The sequence below is a fragment of the Muriicola sp. genome (genome assembly GCF_041567615.1).
GTDB lineage: Bacteria > Bacteroidota > Bacteroidia > Flavobacteriales > Flavobacteriaceae > Muriicola.
In genome coordinates this window covers 1-18,665 of the sequence record NZ_JBFGBM010000032.1, presented here as the reverse complement: position 1 = coordinate 18,665, position 18,665 = coordinate 1, and the positions used below count along the sequence as shown (strand labels likewise).

Here is an 18,665-nt window from a genome sequence, read left to right as displayed (position 1 = left end):
CTGGATTACAAGACCATTCCGGTGCTTTTCGGCACCCGATACTCCAAGATCATCATATCCTTTCTCCTATTACTGGCCCTTCTGCCGGCATTCCTGCTCATCGAGATCTTCGATGTAGGCTATATGTACCTCTATTTTATCCTGGCCATGTTCCTTTTGATCGTATTCCTTATACTCATGTGGAAATCGAGCTCCAAAAAACATTACGTATGGCTTCACAACATCCTTAAATTTATCATTGTTTCAGGGGTGTTCAGTATCCTGCTAATCAATGTGGACCTGGTCCTTAACCGAATCCTGTGATCCCCGGGCTTTGAGACAGCCGGCATTTTCCTATTTTTGATAAAAATTACACCATGAGCAGGTTTGATAATAGTGGAGGAGGAAAGTTCTCAGGCAGGGGAGACGGAAATTTCAGGCGCAAGAGCTTTGCCAGGGGGAATGCCCCTATCAAGAAGAAGAGAGAAAATATCCAGCCTCCGGATCCAAATCTCATCAGGTTAAATAAGTATATCGCAAACTCCGGTGTCTGCTCCCGAAGAGAGGCAGATACCTATATCACCGCGGGGAACATCACCGTAAACGGGAAGACCATCACTGAAATGGGATACAAGGTGAAGCTTACCGATGAAGTGCGTTTTGACGGTCGTCTTCTGAGTCTGGAGAAAAAGGAATATGTACTACTCAACAAACCCAAAAATTTTATCACCACCACCAGAGATGAAAAAGGGAGGAGGACCGTCATGGAACTCATCTCCAATGCTTCAAAATCGAGGTTAGTACCCGTGGGAAGGTTAGACCGGAATACCACCGGGCTGCTGCTTTTTACCAATGACGGCGACATGGCCAAGAAACTTACCCACCCGAGATACGGGGTGCGGAAGATCTACCACGTAGAGCTGAATCGCAACCTCACGGCAGCGGATTTCAAGCGGATACAGGAAGGCATTATGCTGGAGGATGGACTGATCCAGGTAGATGAGGTGAGCTTCCTCCAAAACGCCCCGAAAAAAGAAGTTGGGATCGAGATCCACAGCGGAAGAAACCGCATAGTCAGAAGGATTTTTGAACACCTGGGGTACGATGTGGTCAAACTAGACCGAGTGGTCTTTGCCAACCTGACCAAAAAAGATCTGCCAAGGGGGCATTGGAGACATTTAACCAAGCAGGAGGTCATCAACCTGGGGATGCTGCAATAGCAGACTTATACGGAGGGTCTTGCCGCCAGTAAAGTCCCCACGGTATTCCAGAACGCGGCACCGGCCGGATGGTTATCCGCGTGTACGATATTCTCGTCCAAATACTCTTCCACCAAAAGTTTTAAATGGGTGATCTGGGCGTTCTCCCCGTAGAAATTCTCATAAGCCATATCCCAGGATGAAAAGACACGGTCTTCCCTTTCTTCGTAGCTGAGAAGTTCCACATTTTTGTGTCGGGGATCGGCCTTGATCTTGTCAAATAGTGTCAGAACCCTGTATTGATTTCCCTCCAGGTACTGGATGAATTCTCCCTGATGATAGAGCAGGCAACCCGTGATTCTCAGGGTACGGTTATTTTCTTGGGCTTTTATGAGCATTTCCTGGATCTGGTCCAGAGTAAATTCCGGCATTGCTACTGAACGATACACCAGGCTGAACATGGGTTGTTCTCTTTTTGGTTTTGGTTATCGGAATAAAGATAAAAGAAAAAGAGACAGCCGTATCGTTCTCACTTTGAAAATCGCTCCATCTTCAGGCGGATCTCCTTCAGACAGAGGTTGCCGATACTGCCCATATGCGTGTGGACTGCATCCTTAGAAGACCGGAATTCACCCTTTGCAACCTGGGAAGCTATTTCTTTGTAAGCATCCCGAAAAGGCATACCGTTTTTTACAAGATCATTAAGGGCATCTACCGTAAAAAGGAGATCGTATTTGGGATCTTCAAGAATATCTTCCTTCACTTTGATCTTCCTGAGGCTAAAAGTCAGGATGTCGAGACAGGCTTTTAATTCCTGTATGGCCGGTACCAGGCTGTTCTTTGTCAGCTGGAGGTCCCTGTGGTATCCGCTGGGCAGATTGGTCAGCAACATGGACAGTTCATTGGGCAGGGCCTGTAGGACGTTGCATTTGGCACGCACCAGTTCAAACACATCCGGATTCTTCTTATGGGGCATGATGCTGCTCCCGGTGGTGAGGTCGTCCGGGAAGGAGATAAAATTGAAATTCTGGTTCATGTAAAGGCAAATGTCCATGGACAGTTTTGCCAGGGTGGCCCCCACCGAAGCCAGGGCCCTCGCAGTGGAAACTTCCACTTTTCCCCTGCCCATCTGGGCCGCGACCACATTGTACTTCAGGGTGCTGAAGCCCAGTTCTTTTGTGGTCATAGCGCGGTCAATAGGAAAGGAACTTCCATATCCGGCGGCACTACCCAGTGGGTTCTGGTCCGCTATGGCGGTGGCGGCCTTAAGAAGGATCATATCGTCGACCAGGCTTTCCGCATAGGCGGAGAACCACAGACCGAACGAAGATGGCATGGCCACCTGCAAATGGGTATACCCGGGGAGAAGGACTTTTTTATGGGCATCGGCCAGGTTCAGTAACAGGTCGAACAGGTCATAAACCTGTTGCTTCACCGTTTTTAATTCCTCTTTGATATACAATTGAATGGCTACCAGTACCTGGTCATTCCTCGATCGGGCCGTATGGATCTTTTTCCCGGTGTCTCCCAGCTTTTGGATGAGCAGGTATTCGATCTTGGAATGCATATCCTCAAATTCCTCCTCAATGGTGAAGGTTCCTTTTTTGATCGAAAGTGCTATAGCGTCCAGCTCCAAAAGAATGGCCTCACTTTCTTCTTGGCTCAGCAGCCCGATGGATGCCAACATCTTGCAATGAGCCATGGAGGCCAAGACATCGTATTTGGCCAGGAGGAGATCCAGTTCCCGATCGTTTCCTACCGTAAACCGATCTATCTTTTTATCCGTTTTCAAACCTTTTTCCCATAGTTTCATAATGTGATGGATTTTGAGGGTTATGCGGATTTTGTGAGTAAAAATCCAGTGAGTAATTCTATATACAATGCGATCCCTTCCTCGATCTCGGAGACCCAGATAAATTCGTCAGCACTGTGTGACCGTTTGCTGTCACCCGGGCCCATTTTAAGGGAAGGGCAACTGAGGGCTGCCTGATCCGACAGGGTAGGGGAGCCATAGGTTTCCCTACCCAGTGCTATCCCGCTTTGTACAAGAAGATGGTCCTTGGGGATGGATGAGGAGTTGAGGTGAAGGGACCTGGGCTGTAATTTACAGGGGGCCTTTTCCTGCAGAATGTCGGCCACCTCCCGGTTGGTATACCGATCGTTCACCCGCACATCGATTACGAGGTTCACTCCGGCGGGAACCACGTTGTGCTGACTCCCCCCATTGATCTGGGTCACGGTCAGTTTTACCTCCCCCAGTACTTCGGACACCTTGGGAAAACGAAATTCCCGGAACCATTTCAGGACGTCTATGCAATTGTAGATGGCATTGTCTTCATTGGGATGGGCTGCATGTGAAGGTGTCCCTTTTACTTCGGCATCGAAAACCACAAGTCCCTTTTCTGCGATAGCCAGCTGCATGAGTGTGGGCTCTCCCACGATGGCCACATCGATCCGGGGGAGTATTTTCAGCATGGAATTTAAACCATTGGGCCCTGAACTTTCCTCTTCGGCTGAGGCTACCATGATCAGGTTGTGAGACAGGCCATCCCTGTCATAAAAATGCGTGAACGCAGCGATCAGGGAAACCAGAGCCCCACCGGCATCATTGCTGCCCAGACCGAACAATTTTCCGTCTTCCACAGCCGGCAGGAAGGGGTCCCTGGTATAGGCGGTGTTGGGTCTTACCGTGTCGTGATGCGAATTCAGGAGGAGGGTAGGCTTACTTTCGTCGTAGTGCTTGTTGAACGCATATACGTTGTTCTCTTCGCGTTGATGTGGAATTCCCCTATTCATGAACCACCGTTCGAGAAGCATGGCTGTATCACTTTCTTCCGAGGAGAAAGAAGGTGTGGCGATCAAATCTTTCAATAGCTCGATGGCGTCTGCGGTCAGGGAAGAGATGTCTTGCTTCATAATGTCAATGTTGTAAAGATCGAGGGTTTGGCCTGTAGCATGTCGATATTGCCTACACATACTTTGTGCACGGAATGGTCCAGGGCATGGAAGCAGTTTTCGAGTTTGGGGAGCATCCCCTCACCTATCGTCTTTTCCTTGATCAGGCTGTAATAGGTCTGTTTGTTGATATGGGGAATGACAGAGTGATCGTCCTCAACATCTGAAAGGACACCGGATTTTTCAAAACAATAGAACAGGGTGGTGCTGTAGTCCTTGCTCAGTCCGATGGCCAGCTCGGAAGCTATCGTATCGGCATTGGTATTGAGTATCTGCCCTTTCTCATCGTGCGTAAGGGCACAGAATACGGGTACCAGACCCGTGTCGAGGAAAGTACACAGGGCATTGGTGCGGACTGAAACAATATCGCCTACAAAACCAAAATCAACAGGGGCTGGGGGTCTTTTTACGGCCTGTATGATTCCGGCATCGGCTCCACTCAGACCTATGGCATTGCATTCCATCGCCTGCAACTGGCTCACAATGGACTTGTTGATAAGCCCTGCATAGACCATGATGGCAACCTCCAGACTTTTTTTGTCGGTGATGCGCCTGCCGCCGACCATGTTGGTCCTGATCCCGAGTTTTTCACTGAGTCGGGTCGCCTTTTTTCCCCCGCCATGGACCAGGATCTTGGGTCCCTCCACAGCTGCGAAAAGCTTCAGGAAGCGGGTGAGTTCGGTGTTGTTTTCGATGACATTACCACCGATCTTTATGACAGATAATGCAGGTTTCATAGGGATTCCAGTATTTTCATCAGGGCCACCTGAGCGGCATAGGTTCGGTTGTTGGCCTGTTCTATGACCAGTGAGTTATTCCCGTCGAGTACGGCATCTTCCACGATCACATTCCGCCTTACAGGCAGGCAGTGCATAAAGTAGGCCTTGCCTAATTTTTCGGGGGTGATCATCCAGTGAGGGTCATTGTTCAGGACCGCACCGTAAGGACTGCTGGCACTCCAGTTCTTTACATAGACAAAATCAGCATCCTTAAGGGCTTCATTCTGATCGTAGTAGACAGGACTGTCCCTTACAATTTCCGGGTTGAGCTCATACCCGCGGGGGTGTGTCACACAGAATTCGAACTGGGGATTGTTCCTCATGATGCCCACAAAGGAATTGGCTACAGCCTGAGGAAGGGCCCTTGGGTGAGGAGCCCAGGAGAGTACTACTTTGGGTCTTTTGGTCTGTTGATGTTCTGTTATCGTGATCAGATCGGCAAGTGCCTGAAGCGGATGCCCCGTAGCACTTTCCATGTTCAGGATGGGGATACCGGCGTATTTTTTAAATCCATTGAGGACCTGTTCTGCCTCGTCCTTCTCCTTGTTCTCCAGGGAGGCAAATGCCCTTACCCCCAGGACATCACAGTACTGGGAAATGACCTGGGCCGCTTCTTTGATATGCTCTGCTTTTCCCTGGTCCATGATGGTCCCATCCTCGAATTCCAGAGCCCAGCCTTCGCTGCCGATATTCATGGTCATGCAATGCATTCCGAGGTGGTAGGCCGCTTTTTGAGTGCTGAGACGGGTGCGCAGGCTGCTGTTGAAAAAAAGGAGCCCCAGTACTTTACCCTTGCCCATCTTCTCAAATTTAAACGGTTCTTTCTTGCATTCCGCTGCCAGGGACAGCCAGGAAGCCGAAGAGTCGATATCATCTACGTGGAGAAAGTGTTTCATGCCAGTTCCTTTTTTAACGCTGCAAAAAAATGATCGATTTGTTGCTTGCTTACATTGAGAGCAGGCAGGATCCTCAAAACGTGCTTATCCTTGGCACTCCCGGTAAATATGTGCTGGTTTACAATCAGCCTTTTTCTCAACGGGGCCACTTCAAAATCAAATTCAAGTCCCAGCATCAGCCCCCTTCCCTTAATCCGCTTTACTTCCGGGATACCTGCGGCACATGCTGCGAAATAATCCCCCACCTCAGAGGCGTTCCTGATGAGGTGTTCTTCCTCCAGTACCTCGAGGACAGCCAGGCTGGCTGCACAGGCCAGATGATTACCACCAAAGGTGGTTCCGAGCATCCCGTGAGAGGCCTTGAATTTGGGATGGATCAGGATCCCACCTACCGGGAAACCATTTCCCATCCCTTTGGCCATGGAAATGATATCCGGATGTACGCCATGGTGCTGAAAGGCAAAGAATTTACCGCTACGCCCAAATCCGGATTGTACCTCGTCTGCGATCAGGACAACATCGTATTCACTGCACAACTTTGAAAGTTCCCTATAAAAATGAGTCGAAGGCTCATCGAGTCCGCCCACACCCTGAATAGCTTCAAGGATCACGGCGCAGACATCCCCTTTTCGGACCTCCTTTTCGAGGGATGGGATGTCATTAAAATCGAGAAAGGTTACCTGTTGCTGTTTGTTGATCGGAGCGTTGATCCCGGGATTATCCGTGGTAGCCACGGCGGCCGAGGTACGCCCGTGAAAGCTATTGTGAAAGGCGATCACCCTGCTTTTCCCGGTGTGGAAAGAAGCTAGTTTTAACGCATTTTCATTGGCCTCGGCACCTGAATTACAGAGGAACAGGCGGTAATCGTCACATCCGGAGAGTCTCCCCAATGTATCCATCAGCTGCTGTTGCAAGGGGTTTTGGACGGCATTGCTGTAAAACCCTATTTTGTCCAGCTGCTCTTTGATCCTGTTTACATACCGGGGATGGCCGTGTCCTATGGAGATCACAGCATGCCCCCCGTACAGGTCCAGGTATTCCACTCCATGGTCATCTACCAGGGTCAGTCCTTTGGCAGAGACAGGAGTTATGTCGTAGAGGGGATATACATCAAAGAGTTCCATATCAACCTTTTCTAATCAGACTGATCTTCTCGAAGGAAGCGACAATTCCCCTGATGAGAGAGGAACTCAATCCCTGGTGCTCCATTTCGTTCAGGCCTTCGATGGTGCAACCCATTGGGGTGGTCACCCGGTCTATTTCCTCTTCGGGATGGTTCCCCGATTCGATCAGCAGGGCCGCGGCCCCGTTACAGGTGTGCATGGCGAGTTCCTGGGCCTCCTTTGCATCGAATCCCAATTGTATGGCCCCCTGGGTGGTAGCCCTGATCAACCTCATCCAGAAGGCGATACCGCTGGCACAGATGACCGTTGCCGCCTGCATTTGTGATTCGGGTATCTCCATGGAATGTCCCATTCGGTTAAAAATTGCCTTGGCGAGCTCTATCCGTTTGGCCCCCATGGCATTGCTGCATAAACAGGTCATGGATTTGCCAACGGATATAGCCGTATTGGGCATACTTCTTACGATGTAGGCCTCTTTTCCGATGACCGACTCAATTTTCTGGATGCTAAACCCTGTGATCGTGGAAATGATGACGTGTTTTTCGGTCAGCAGTTCTTTTACCTCGTGCAGGATGGCTTCAAAATGTCCGGGTTGCACGGCAAAGATGAGGATGTCCGATTCTTTGACGGCCTTGCCATTGTCCGAAGTCACGGTCACATTCCCGTACTTTTCGAACTCCTTAATTGAATCAATATGTCTTTTGGTCAGGAACATGGTGGTAGCCCCATTGCTGTGGAGGATGCCTTTGGCTATGGAAATTCCCAGGTTGCCTGCTCCGATGATCGCTATTTTCATTTGTTTGTCAACGTTTAGGTTCTTTATTAAAATACGATGGATTTGAGTCCCAATCCGGCTTCTTCCTCAAAACCAAACATGAGGTTCATATTTTGTACGGCCTGTCCGCTAGCCCCTTTGAGCAGGTTGTCAATGGCCGAACTGATCAGTAGCATCCCTTCGTAAACCGTCAGGTGTAAATGGCAATGATTTGTATTGACGACGGGTTTCAGGGATATAGGGTCCTGGGAGACATTAGTAAAGGGAGCCTGGGCATAGAAATCTCGGTAAAGTTCATACGCATCTTCCGGGGTTCCGCTAAACCGCGTATAGGCAGTGGCCCAGATTCCCCTGGTAAAATCACCCCTGTTAGGGACAAACCAGAGTTTGAAATCCCGGGTTTGCCTGAAGGAGAGACTCTCTTCGATCTCATCCAGATGCTGGTGGGTAAAGGCCTTGTAGTGAGACATATTGTTCTCCCGCCAGCTGAAGTGAGTGGTAGGCGATAGGCTTGCCCCTGCACCGGTAGCCCCCGTGGTGGCATTTATATGAACCTCCTTGCCGAGCAACCGGGCCGCTGCAAGCGGGAGCAAGGCGAGCTGGATTGCAGTGGCAAAGCACCCCGGATTGGCGATATTTTTCGCATTCCTGATGTCCTCCCTGTAGAGTTCGGGCAGGCCATATACGAAATTCCTGCCCTGGAAACTGCTGTCTTCCTTCAGACGAAAATCGCGACTGAGGTCTATGATCCTTGTTTCTTTGTGGAAGCTGTGTTCCTGCAAGAATTTCATGGAGTTCCCGTGGCCCAGGCAAAGGAAAACCACATCTGTATCGGGGTCTATCTTATCTGTAAAATTGAGGGAGGTCACCCCTAGGAGATCGGGATGTGCCGAGGAGACCTTAGTCCCTGCCCGGGTAGTACTGTAGACAAAATCGATCTCTACCAGGGGGTGGTTGAGCAAGATCCTGATGAGCTCACCTCCCGTATACCCGGAACCTCCTATGATACCTGCTTTAATCATGGACTTTGTTTATCTGGTTAGCGATCTTCCCGGGATTCGAAAGGACCTTGATAAACCCCTTGGCATCTTCCGCCGTCCAGGCCCGGTTCATCTCCCCATAGCTGCCGAACTTGGCAGACATCAGGTCGTACTCAGAGCGAATCCCGTTCAGCGAAAATCGATAGGGATGCAGGGTTACAAATACCTCCCCGCTTACAAATCTCTGGGTATCCGTTAGGAAGGCCTCTATATTCCTCATTACCTCATCGAGATAATTCCCTTCGTGCAACAGCATCCCATAGAAATTTCCGAGCTGTTCTTTCTGAAATTGCTGCCATTTGCTCAGGGTGTGTTTCTCCAGCAAGTGGTGGGCTTTCAGGATGATCAGTGGCGCAGCCGCTTCGAAACCTACCCTGCCTTTGATACCGATGATGGTGTCTCCTACGTGGATATCCCTCCCAATGGCATAGGCAGAAGCCATTTGTTCCAGTTTTCGGATGTTGTTAACCGGGTCGTCCTGCTTTCCGTTCAGGGCGGTCAATTCTCCTTTGGTGAAGGTAAGCGTGATATCTCGGGATGCTTCTTGCTTCAAAGGGCTTGGAAAGGCCTCTTCGGGAAGCCCTTTTTCAGAGGTTAAGGTCTCAGCCCCACCCACGGAAGTGCCCCATAGGCCTTTGTTTATGGAATATTTCGCTTTATCCCAGGAATAAGGTACTCCCTTCTTTTTGAGGTAGTCAATCTCCTCCTCCCTCGATAGTTGCTCGTCCCTGATCGGGGTGATGATTTCTATCTCCGGAGCTTCGATCTGAAAGATCATATCGAATCTCACCTGGTCATTGCCGGCCCCTGTACTGCCGTGGGCAATGGCTGTAGCACCCACTTCCCTGGCATAATTAACGATCTCAAGAGCCTGTATGATCCTTTCGGCACTTACGCTAAGGGGATAGGTGTTGTTTCTCAGGACATTTCCGTAGATGAGGTACCTGACCACTTTCTCGTAAAAGGTCTGAATGGCATCTATGGATCTGTATGAATGTACGCCCAAATTGAGGGCCCTTTTCTCAATTTCCTCGATCTCTTCTTTTGAGAAACCCCCGGTATTGACACTCACGGCATGTACTTCGTAGCCCAGGTCCTCAGACAGGTGCACAGCACAATACGAGGTGTCCAGGCCTCCGGAATAGGCAAGTACCAGTTTTTTCTTTTTGTTGTTTTCGTTTTTCATGTCAGGCTTTCTTCTTTTTGATCAGGAGTTGTTCTTTGATGCTTTTCAATCGCAGAAAAGTCTTGCTGTTCATTTTCCTTTTGTCCAGGGCTGAACTGCCCGGATCATAGAGCATCCCGGTACACAGGCACATCTTTCGCTCTGTTCGGGTGAGGATATCAAAATTCTTGCAGGTCTGGCACCCTTTCCAGAAGTCGGGGTCATCCGTGAGCTCGGAGAAGGTGACGGGTTTGTACCCCAGTTCGTAATTCATCTTCATCACGGCCAACCCGGTGGTGATCCCGAAGATCTTGGCATCCGGGAATTTCTTCCGGGAAAGGTCGAATATAGCTTTCTTGATCTTCTTGGCCAGGCCCTGATTCCGGTAGTCCGGATGGACGATCAGCCCGGAATTCGCCACAAATTTCTGGTGCCCCCAGACCTCGATATAGCAGAATCCGGCAAAACGTTCCCCGTCCAGGGCTATCACGGCATTGCCGTTGACCAGCCTCTTGATAATGTACTCTGGTGTTCTTTTAGCGATACCGGTGCCCCTTACCTTGGCTGACTCCGAAATGGTCTCGCTGATGACCGATGCATATTTAATGTGGGATTCGTTAGCAATTACAATATCCATTGCTGTTAAAATTAGTCGAAATAAAAATGGCTTGAGGATCGATGCGGAAATGGACTCACCTATTTCCAGAACAGAAGAACACCCTTACGGGCGACGGCGGGAAGGCACAAAATTATTCCAGGCTGGGACAGCGTGGAAAGGGTAAATGATGTGATCTTTCGTTTTCATCAGTTCCAAATGTACAAATTATATTGAATCAGCCTTAATGAACGCCTAATTTTTGGGAATTATCGAATTAAAACTTCGAAGTTTAAACAATTCGTAGATGAGGAAGCCGTATACCGACAAATATTCAACGATGAGAAAGCCCATGGATTCTACAACCTCGGGATCGGTGCGGTAGGCAGTATAGCTCAGGACAAGGGCTGCAGACCAAACAAGGGGGAACCTGAAATCTGTAAAAAGGCAGAGTATCACCAGGGAAATGATATACCAGGGATGTACGGTTGGGGCGAGCAGGAAATAAAACGTAAGGATGAAAAGCATGGACAAAATGAGTCCCCCGGAAGTTTTGTTCCTTTTCAGGCATGAGAGGACGCCGACCCACAGGATCACCAGGAAAGGAAATATCCTGCCGTAGGTCTTTATCATCTCCCAGGGCTTTATATCGATTCTGTTGCCCAGGTTCTTTACTACGTTATAGATACTGGCATTGAATTCAAAATTTGAGAACCAGAGGGACAGGGTGGCCGTGTAATTTTCTGAAAATTGAGGATGGAGAAAAGGAATGGCAGTGATAAGGACTCCTAAGACAACCATCGAGTTAAATAGTCCCCCTCTTAATATGCCGAAGGTTTTGAAGAAAAGTGGCAGGAACATCAGGGGGATGAGTTTTACGGAAACAGACAGGGACATAACAAGGGCAGCCGGCACCCACTTACCGGAGTGGATCAGGTAGACCGCATAGAGAAGGAAAAAAAGCATCAGTCCTTCGAAGTGCACATTGCCTGTTAGTTCTACAATCACGAGCGGATTGAGAAAATACCAGAAAATCAGATGAGGTGACCTGTTAAGGAGTTTTAGCAATTTCCTCCCGAAATAGAAGATTCCCAGGTCTGCCAGCAGGAGAATGGTCCTCATGACCAGGAGTGAACCCATTACCTTGCCGCCTCCCAGCCAGACACTGACCCCGTAAAGCAATTGGCTCAAAGGGGGGTAGTTACTGAAATGTGAGGCGCTCAGTGGGCCCATTCCATTGAGAAGGTACTCACTTAATGGGATCAGGGAATCTAAATCCTCCGGCAGATCGGCAGGGGTGAAGAGGTAGGGATTTTGCCCGGCAATCACCAGGTGTCCGTCCCAAAGGAATCGGTAAAAGTCCTGGGAGAGATTGGGGATGGAAAAGAACAGGATCAGTCGGAAGATCAGCCCCAGGACCAGCAATACCCTGAAATTCCATTTTTCGAACTGTATCAGTTTATAACAAAGGAAGAACAGCAGGGCATACAGGATGAAGAGCTTGGTAAACTCCGAACGTTCCAGGTGGTAACCGAATGCATAATAGAGCAATCCGCAAAGCAAGGAGAGCAGAAGGGAGACCTTGTGGAGTTTCCAGTACCTCAGCAGGGCATTCGACATCCTATGAAAGGGTAGTTGGTTTCTGCAAATAACAGAAAAAAAGAGGAATCCCTGAAAAAACAAAGAGCCTCCGGGATACTTCGGAGGCTCTTCATCATTTATTAATAGAAGGCTAATCGTGTCGTGTAACGTACTATGCTTTTGCTGTAAGGGAATTGAAGAAGACAAACCCAAATCCTAGGAACAGCATAAAATGAAACGGAAACAGCCCGAAATCATTCAGCGGGATGGCGCTGTACATTCCAAACAGGAAGTAAACCATCAGCGCAAATTCCAGTATCATGTTTGGTGACAGTTTGCGGGCCAGGTACTTGTTGCCCTTCCAGCTATCCGTCAGGCTGTTGATGTTAAACTTAGGTGTCCTAACAAACTCACTCCTCTTGCCCATATGGCCTTCGAGCACAGCCACCGTATTATGGAGGGAGAAGCCCAGGGCCACGGAGAAAAAGGTAAAGAACAACTTGATATAATCGATGAAATTATCAAAACTGCTGCCCTGTATACTTTTATAGGTGAACCAGTAGCAAATAAACAAAATGATGGTTGAAACGATGAAAAAGCTGGTCACCTCAAATACCCATCCCAGATGTCCGTACGTATTCTTGATGTAAAGCATAGGGATGCTCAGGATGGCTACAAGGAACACAAAGAGGAACATGGAGCTATTGAGCAGGTGCATCACTCCGTGAAATTTGGTCTTAAAGGGAATGTTATTTGCCGTAATGACATTCATGACGGTCTTCCTAAAGTTTTCCGCACCCCCTTTGTTCCACCGAAATTGCTGAGATCTCGCGGCACTGATCACCACAGGCAGCTCTGCTGGAGTCTCTACATCTTCCAGGTATTTGAATTTCCAGTTCTTAAGCTGAGCCCTGTAGCTGAGGTCGAGGTCCTCGGTGAGGGTATCCCCTTCCCAGTTCCCGGCGTCCAGGATACATTCTTTCCTCCAGATACCGGCGGTTCCGTTAAAGTTGATAAAGTGGCCCTTCGCATTCCTCCCTACCTGTTCCAGGGTAAAGTGGGCATCCAGGGCAAAAGCCTGAATACGGGTCAGGATGGAATAGTCCCGGTTGATATGTCCCCAACGGGTCTGTACCACGCCTATCTCCTCATCCTTGAAGTAAATAACGGTCTTCTTGAGCCAGTCCGGATCCGGGAGGAAGTCGGCATCAAAGATGGCGATAAAATCCCCTTTGGCGATCTTGAGTCCCTCTTTCAGGGCCCCGGCCTTGAAACCTTGTCGGTTTTCCCTTCGGATGTGTTTGATGTCGAGTCCGCTCTCCTGCAGCTCTGCCACTCGTTTTGCAGTCTGGTGCACGGAATTGTCCGTGGAATCATCCAGGACCTGAATTTCGAGTTTGCTTTTGGGATAAGCGATCTTGGAGATATTGTCGAGGAGGCGTTCAACTACATATTCTTCATTGTAGATCGGTAGCTGGATGGTCACCGATGGAATCTCTTTGGGATCCAAAAGGTTGAATTTCGGCGCCTCGTCCTGTGTTCTTTTAAAACCGAGGTAGTTCAGCAACAGGTTCAGTTGCGCCAGGCTGTAAAAAAAGATCAAGACCAGCGCCAGGCTGTAAATTCCGATGATAATGTAAGAAATTGTTAAACCCATTTTATTTTATGCTGTATTTAAATATCCAACCCAGGATTTTCATGCCGGCAAATATAGTACCTTTTATGGTACCAGACACTTTTGAAATGCCAATTCTTTTCTTGTAACGCACTGGTACTTCGGTATATGCTATTCTTTTTTTTAGCACTTTCAACTGCATTTCCACCGTCCAGCCGTAGGTCTTGTCCTCCATATTCAGGGCCATTAAGGTGTCATACCTGATAGCCCTGAAAGGTCCAAGATCCGTGAATTTCGATCCGTATATCAACCTCATTAAGAACGTGGCCAATGCATTTCCATACCTTTGCTGGGGGGTCATTGCGCCCTTTTCGAGCAAAGCACTGGACCTGGCTCCCACCACAAAATCCACTTCTCCGTCCAGGATCGGTTTGATCACCTTGTGGAGGTCTTCCGGATAGTCCGAATAATCTCCGTCCATAAATACGACAATCGAAGGGGTTTTGGATTTGCCGGACACATAATTAATTCCTTTGAGGCAGGCATTCCCATAACCCATGTTTTCCTCAAAGAGCACAGTGGCCCCTGCCTCTTCGGCAACGGCAGCCGTATTGTCTGTAGAATGGTTGTTGACCACGATGATCTCCTCAACTACAGAGGGGATCTCGGCGATCACGCGGCCTATGGACTTACCTTCGTTATATGCGGGAATGATGACGACGATCTCTTTCATGGACAGGGTCTGGCAAAAGTACCTGGAAATTCAGGGGAGTAAAAATAGGTCAGCACTTTCATTTCCTGTTCACCAGCTCCATCAGGTTCACATCATTGCCCAACAGGACCTCAGTGGGATTGATCCTCCCTTTTTCCGGTCCGTTCTCCAGTTTGAGAACGCCCCTGGGGCAGACCGCGGCACAAATGCCGCATCCCACACAACTGGACCGGATGATATTTTCTCCTTTCTGGGCATAGGCGCGCACATCGATCCCCTGCTCACAATAGGTGGAGCAATTCCCGCAGGAGATGCACTGCCCTCCGTTGGTAGTGATCCGGAACCGCGATTTAAAGCGCTGAACAAACCCCAGGTAAGCTGCCAGGGGACAGCCGAAACGGCACCATACCCGGTTCCCGAAAATCGGGTAAAACCCTGTCCCGATCACCCCGGCAAATAGAGATCCGATAAAGAGGCTGTAGGCGTTTTGTACCCCCGAGGTCTTGATGCCGAGTACGGTCCCTGTCTCCGAAAAGAAACTGTAAAGAGTCATCAGAGTCATACCTACCGCGAATACCAGTACCCCGTGGACCAGCCACCGTTCTATCCTCCAGGACAAGAGGGTCTTACTGGAGTGTTGCCTGTAGGGATCACCCAGGGTCTCGGCAAGTCCGCCGCATCCACAAACCCAGGAACAGTACCAGCGTTTCCCGAAAAAGTAGACCATCACAGGTACGATCACTAAGGTGAGGACGATGCCCCAGACCAGGATAAATATGCCGATGCCCCCACTGTTGATCAGGGAACGCAGGTTCCACTGGAAGAAGAAGTCGTAATCGAGCGGAAAGGCATTTTTGAAGTCGTAGTAAGGCATCTGTAGCCGCACCATGATCTCCGGGATCAGGAAGGCAAAGACGATCTGAAAAAAGAGCACAGAGGTGGTCCGGATCATCTGGTAGCGGTTGTGCCTGTATTTGATATACATTCTAATACCCATCACCACCATGACCGTGCAATACATAAAACCGTAGACAAACCAGTGGCCGGCCGGGTTGCCGCTGAGCTTCTCGCTGATGGGGTCCATGAGGTAGGTCCAGTTAACTGCGTATTGTGGCCTGAAGTACAGGACGAGGTAGAAGGCGATGAGGTAGAAGAAGACTCCCCAGGCGATCCACCCGCGGTTGGTGGCATTCCGGTGGTAAATACCATTGTTCTTGATGCCTTTCGCACCCAGAAGCACTACATTGGGCAGGATGAACATCAGGGCTCCGAGGATCCCGAGGCCAAAAGTGGCCCACCACATAAGGCCCCTATTTTCGGCGATAAAACCGGTGCCAGCCCTTTTTCCGATTTCGGCGGCCATGTCCATGGCCTTGGTGTATATCACCTTGTCGTATTCCCTGTTCTTGCGATGGGCGGCATTTGCTTCGTCAAGGCTTTTTTCTATAACCGGGGAGAGCTCTATCATGCCCTGAAAGCTCCTGTCTGCCACATCTTCCTGCAGGGCCGCTGCGAACAATTCACTTTTTATTCCCTTCTGCTCAACCCATTGATCGATCTCGGATGAAGACAGGGAAAAGGTCCCCAAAAAGGGAAGAGCAGAAAAGATCGCGAGTCCGATCAGGAAGAGGATAAGTCCGGTATTTTTGATCGTTTTCATGGGCATCTAGCTTCCAGTAAAATTCAAGATTCGTTTCCAGCTTTTCTTCCTGGGCCTGATCTGTGTTCCGAAAGTGGCGTTAAAGGCAGAAACGATCTGTTCTTCGTACGGTCTGTAAAATTCCGGATCGAAGTTGGCGTCTTTCAGGTATTCCATCACATGGTCTATGCTCCTGCCTTCGGTCAGCCAGCGATCCACTACTTCGTGTCTCATCCTGATCCCGAAGGTGTTGATCCCCATGAATTTTCGATTTGTAGTATCAAAGGCTGCGGTGATACAGATCTTTTCCTCAGGATGTCGCCAGTGGAAATGCGTTTCCTCCTCCGGGCGCGAACGCTCACTACGGACCCATCCATAGGTCTGGTATTCGATATCGAAGAATTTAGCCGAATTGAACCAGTGCCCGGGGCTGTACTTCCTCCGATTACCACACACGGTCTGAGCTACGGTTTCCCCCATCATCCGTCCTGTGTACCAGACGGCCTCCACTGTCCTCCGCTGCCCAATCGCCTCCTCTTGTTCGGCGCAATCCCCGATGGCATAAATGTCTGGGATGTTGGTTTCCAGATACCGGTTCACCAGCACTCCTTTATTCAGGACTATTCCGGAATTTTTTAGAAAATCAATGTTCGGGCTTACCCCGGCGGTGAGTCCGACCAGGTTACAGGGGATGGTATCCCCCTTGTCCGTGATCACTGCCCTGGCCCTGCCGTTCTCGTCGGCCAGGATCTCCACCAGGTTAGTGCTCAGTCGCAGGTCCACATGGTGTTCCAGGATGTGTTCGTTGATCATCTGTGACTCCCCCTCCGGCAGTACGTTGTTCCAGAAACTGCTTTCCCGTACCAGGAAGGTCACAGGGATGTCGCGGCTCCTCAGCATCTCGGCAAGTTCAATTCCGATAAGTCCGCCTCCCACGATCACGGCCCTGTGGCAAGTCTCCTTGTCCGGGGCATCTCGCTCGAGCTGCTCGAGTTCCTGCCTGGAGTAAAGGCCCTGCACGCCTTTGAGGTCCTGGCCTGGCCAGCCGAACCTGTTAGGCCGGGAACCCGTGGCGATGATAAGCGTATCGTAGAGAATGGGCTGACCTTCCTTTAACAGCAGCCTCTTCTTCTGGTGGTCCACTTTTTCCACGTAATCATGGACCAGTTCGATCCTGTTCTTCTTCCAGAACCAATGCTCGTATGGCTGGGTATGTTCAAATTTCATATGCCCCATGTAAACATACATCAGGGCTGTTCGGGAAAAGAAGAACTCACTCTCAGAAGAAATGACGATGATGCGCTTATCTGACAATTTTCGGATGTGCCTTGCGGCTGTGATCCCGGAAATACCGTTTCCTATGATAGCGATCGTCTCTGTGGACATGTTCAGGTTTTGCTCTTCAGTCGGATTAAAGATAAGAACTTAACAATCCCCGGGTTTAAATGGGTTTTAAAAAATTGTAGCTTTGAGAGAAACCTGCACTTCTGATGAGACGGATTTTTCTCCTTATGATGGGCTTACTGCAAATATCCTGCAGCAGTCAGTTCGTGGGCAAGATCAATGGGGTGAGCTTTGTAGCGTCGAGGGACAGGGCTACGGAGGCACATATCGAACCCGTGAAAAAGATCCATGCGGGACATGCGGCCGTGATGCCTTTTGGTTTTATCCGGGAGGTGAACTCCCCCGAGATCATTTTTGATACGGACCGCCAATGGTTCGGGGAAACAAGGGTAGGAGCAAAGCAGTATATCGACCTGCTACACAGAAACGGGATCAGGGTGATGCTAAAACCACAGATCTGGATCTGGAGGGGTGTCTTTACCGGAGAACTGAGAATGGAAACGGAGGAAAACTGGCAGCTTCTCGAGGCAAGTTATGAGGATTTTATCCTGACCTATGCCTCCCTGGCTGAGGAGACCGGAGTGGAGATCTTTTGTATTGGTACGGAACTCCAAAGGTTTGTCAGTGCAAGGCCCGAATACTGGAAGGCCCTGATCGGGAAGATCCGGGAACGTTATTCGGGAAAACTGACCTATGCCGCCAACTGGGATGAATACGGGAGGACCCCTTTCTGGGCGACGCTTGATTATATAGGAATCGACGCATATTTTCCCTTATCGGAGACCCAGACCCCTTCCGTTGAGGAACTCAAGGAGGGATGGAAGCCGTGGAAAGAAAAGATCGCCTCATTTTCGGAAGCTGTCAATCGCCCGGTGCTCTTTACAGAATTCGGTTACAGAAGCATGGATTACACGGCCAAAAAACCCTGGCTGGTTACCAGGGGGGAGGAAAAAGTAAACCTGGTTGGGCAGGCCAATGCCAAAAAGGCCCTCTTTGAATCATTTTGGGAGGAAGACTGGTTCGCGGGCGGATTCGTATGGAAGTGGTTCACGAATCACGAGAGGTCCGGCGGCCCTGAGGACAACCGGTTCACCCCGCAGAACAAACCTGCCCAGGAGGTGATCAGCGCGTTCTATAAGCTCTACCAACAGGCTAATTCTCAATAAGACTTATCCGGTCTGTTTGATGTGCTTGTCGTAATAGGCGTACAGGACATCGGGCCCTTTTCCGCGGAAATACAGCCAATGAATACGGGCAAAATGATACT

17 protein-coding genes and 1 pseudogene are annotated in these 18,665 nt (G+C 49.6%); 3 read left to right on the top strand and 15 right to left on the bottom strand.

From position 1 onward, the window contains the following. Window positions 1-303 (top strand): annotated as a pseudogene (locus ABYP73_RS03755) (ubiquinone biosynthesis protein UbiA); the annotation flags it as partial. Window positions 304-356: 53 nt separating this feature from the next. After that, window positions 357-1,199, top strand: a complete 843-nt coding sequence (locus ABYP73_RS03750; RefSeq protein WP_372944303.1) for a pseudouridine synthase — start codon at window positions 357-359, stop codon at window positions 1,197-1,199. 5 nt (window positions 1,200-1,204) lie between these two features. Here ABYP73_RS03750 and ABYP73_RS03745 read toward each other — a convergent pair whose 3' ends face one another. The 15 genes from ABYP73_RS03745 to ABYP73_RS03675 form a co-directional block, all read right to left on the bottom strand. Continuing rightward, window positions 1,205-1,639, bottom strand: coding sequence for a BLUF domain-containing protein (locus ABYP73_RS03745; RefSeq protein ID WP_372944304.1), 435 nt, complete (start codon window positions 1,637-1,639; stop codon window positions 1,205-1,207). Window positions 1,640-1,707: 68 nt separating this feature from the next. Beyond that, window positions 1,708-2,991 carry an argininosuccinate lyase gene (gene argH / locus ABYP73_RS03740; protein WP_372973480.1) on the bottom strand — a complete coding sequence of 428 codons (1,284 nt, stop codon included), beginning with the start codon at window positions 2,989-2,991 and terminating at the stop codon, window positions 1,708-1,710. A 20-nt stretch (window positions 2,992-3,011) separates the two neighbouring features. Then, window positions 3,012-4,094, bottom strand: coding sequence for a M20 family metallo-hydrolase (locus tag ABYP73_RS03735; RefSeq protein WP_372944306.1), 1,083 nt, complete (start codon window positions 4,092-4,094; stop codon window positions 3,012-3,014). Then, on the bottom strand, window positions 4,091-4,870 hold the full coding sequence (argB, locus tag ABYP73_RS03730; protein ID WP_372973479.1) for an acetylglutamate kinase: 780 nt from the start codon (window positions 4,868-4,870) through the stop codon (window positions 4,091-4,093). Before argB ends, ABYP73_RS03735 begins: the two co-directional genes overlap by 4 nt. Continuing rightward, the gene (locus tag ABYP73_RS03725) at window positions 4,867-5,808 is read right to left on the bottom strand and encodes an acetylornithine carbamoyltransferase (RefSeq protein ID WP_372944308.1); all 942 of its coding nucleotides are present in this window, start codon (window positions 5,806-5,808) and stop codon (window positions 4,867-4,869) included. Before ABYP73_RS03725 ends, argB begins: the two co-directional genes overlap by 4 nt. After that, window positions 5,805-6,932: an aspartate aminotransferase family protein gene (locus tag ABYP73_RS03720; RefSeq protein ID WP_372973478.1), complete on the bottom strand. Its 1,128-nt coding sequence runs from the start codon at window positions 6,930-6,932 to the stop codon at window positions 5,805-5,807. Before ABYP73_RS03720 ends, ABYP73_RS03725 begins: the two co-directional genes overlap by 4 nt. Before the next feature lies 1 nt (window position 6,933). Beyond that, window positions 6,934-7,728 (bottom strand): pyrroline-5-carboxylate reductase, encoded by a 795-nt coding sequence (gene proC, locus ABYP73_RS03715; protein ID WP_372944310.1) that lies wholly within the window; start codon window positions 7,726-7,728, stop codon window positions 6,934-6,936. A 26-nt stretch (window positions 7,729-7,754) separates the two neighbouring features. Further along, entirely contained in the window at window positions 7,755-8,729 is a 975-nt protein-coding gene (gene argC, locus ABYP73_RS03710; protein WP_372973477.1) for an N-acetyl-gamma-glutamyl-phosphate reductase, read from the bottom strand. Beyond that, complete coding sequence (locus tag ABYP73_RS03705) at window positions 8,722-9,933, bottom strand: argininosuccinate synthase (protein WP_372973476.1); 1,212 nt, start codon at window positions 9,931-9,933, stop codon at window positions 8,722-8,724. Before ABYP73_RS03705 ends, argC begins: the two co-directional genes overlap by 8 nt. A 1-nt stretch (window position 9,934) precedes the next feature. After that, window positions 9,935-10,549 (bottom strand): GNAT family N-acetyltransferase, encoded by a 615-nt coding sequence (locus ABYP73_RS03700; protein ID WP_372944313.1) that lies wholly within the window; start codon window positions 10,547-10,549, stop codon window positions 9,935-9,937. A 213-nt stretch (window positions 10,550-10,762) separates the two neighbouring features. Then, on the bottom strand, window positions 10,763-12,127 hold the full coding sequence (locus ABYP73_RS03695) for a mannosyltransferase (RefSeq protein WP_372973475.1): 1,365 nt from the start codon (window positions 12,125-12,127) through the stop codon (window positions 10,763-10,765). A gap of 133 nt (window positions 12,128-12,260) precedes the next feature. Then, window positions 12,261-13,745 carry a cellulose synthase family protein gene (locus ABYP73_RS03690; RefSeq protein ID WP_372973474.1) on the bottom strand — a complete coding sequence of 495 codons (1,485 nt, stop codon included), beginning with the start codon at window positions 13,743-13,745 and terminating at the stop codon, window positions 12,261-12,263. A gap of 1 nt (window position 13,746) precedes the next feature. Further along, window positions 13,747-14,436 (bottom strand): glycosyltransferase family 2 protein, encoded by a 690-nt coding sequence (locus tag ABYP73_RS03685; RefSeq protein WP_372944316.1) that lies wholly within the window; start codon window positions 14,434-14,436, stop codon window positions 13,747-13,749. A 58-nt stretch (window positions 14,437-14,494) separates the two neighbouring features. Beyond that, window positions 14,495-16,075 carry a 4Fe-4S binding protein gene (locus ABYP73_RS03680; protein ID WP_372973473.1) on the bottom strand — a complete coding sequence of 527 codons (1,581 nt, stop codon included), beginning with the start codon at window positions 16,073-16,075 and terminating at the stop codon, window positions 14,495-14,497. 6 nt (window positions 16,076-16,081) lie between these two features. Further along, the gene (locus ABYP73_RS03675) at window positions 16,082-17,440 is read right to left on the bottom strand and encodes an NAD(P)/FAD-dependent oxidoreductase (protein WP_372944318.1); all 1,359 of its coding nucleotides are present in this window, start codon (window positions 17,438-17,440) and stop codon (window positions 16,082-16,084) included. 104 nt (window positions 17,441-17,544) lie between these two features. Between ABYP73_RS03675 and ABYP73_RS03670 the strand changes: the two genes are divergently transcribed. Next, entirely contained in the window at window positions 17,545-18,564 is a 1,020-nt protein-coding gene (locus tag ABYP73_RS03670) for a glycoside hydrolase TIM-barrel-like domain-containing protein (protein WP_372944319.1), read from the top strand. Window positions 18,565-18,665: the final 101 nt, after the last annotated feature.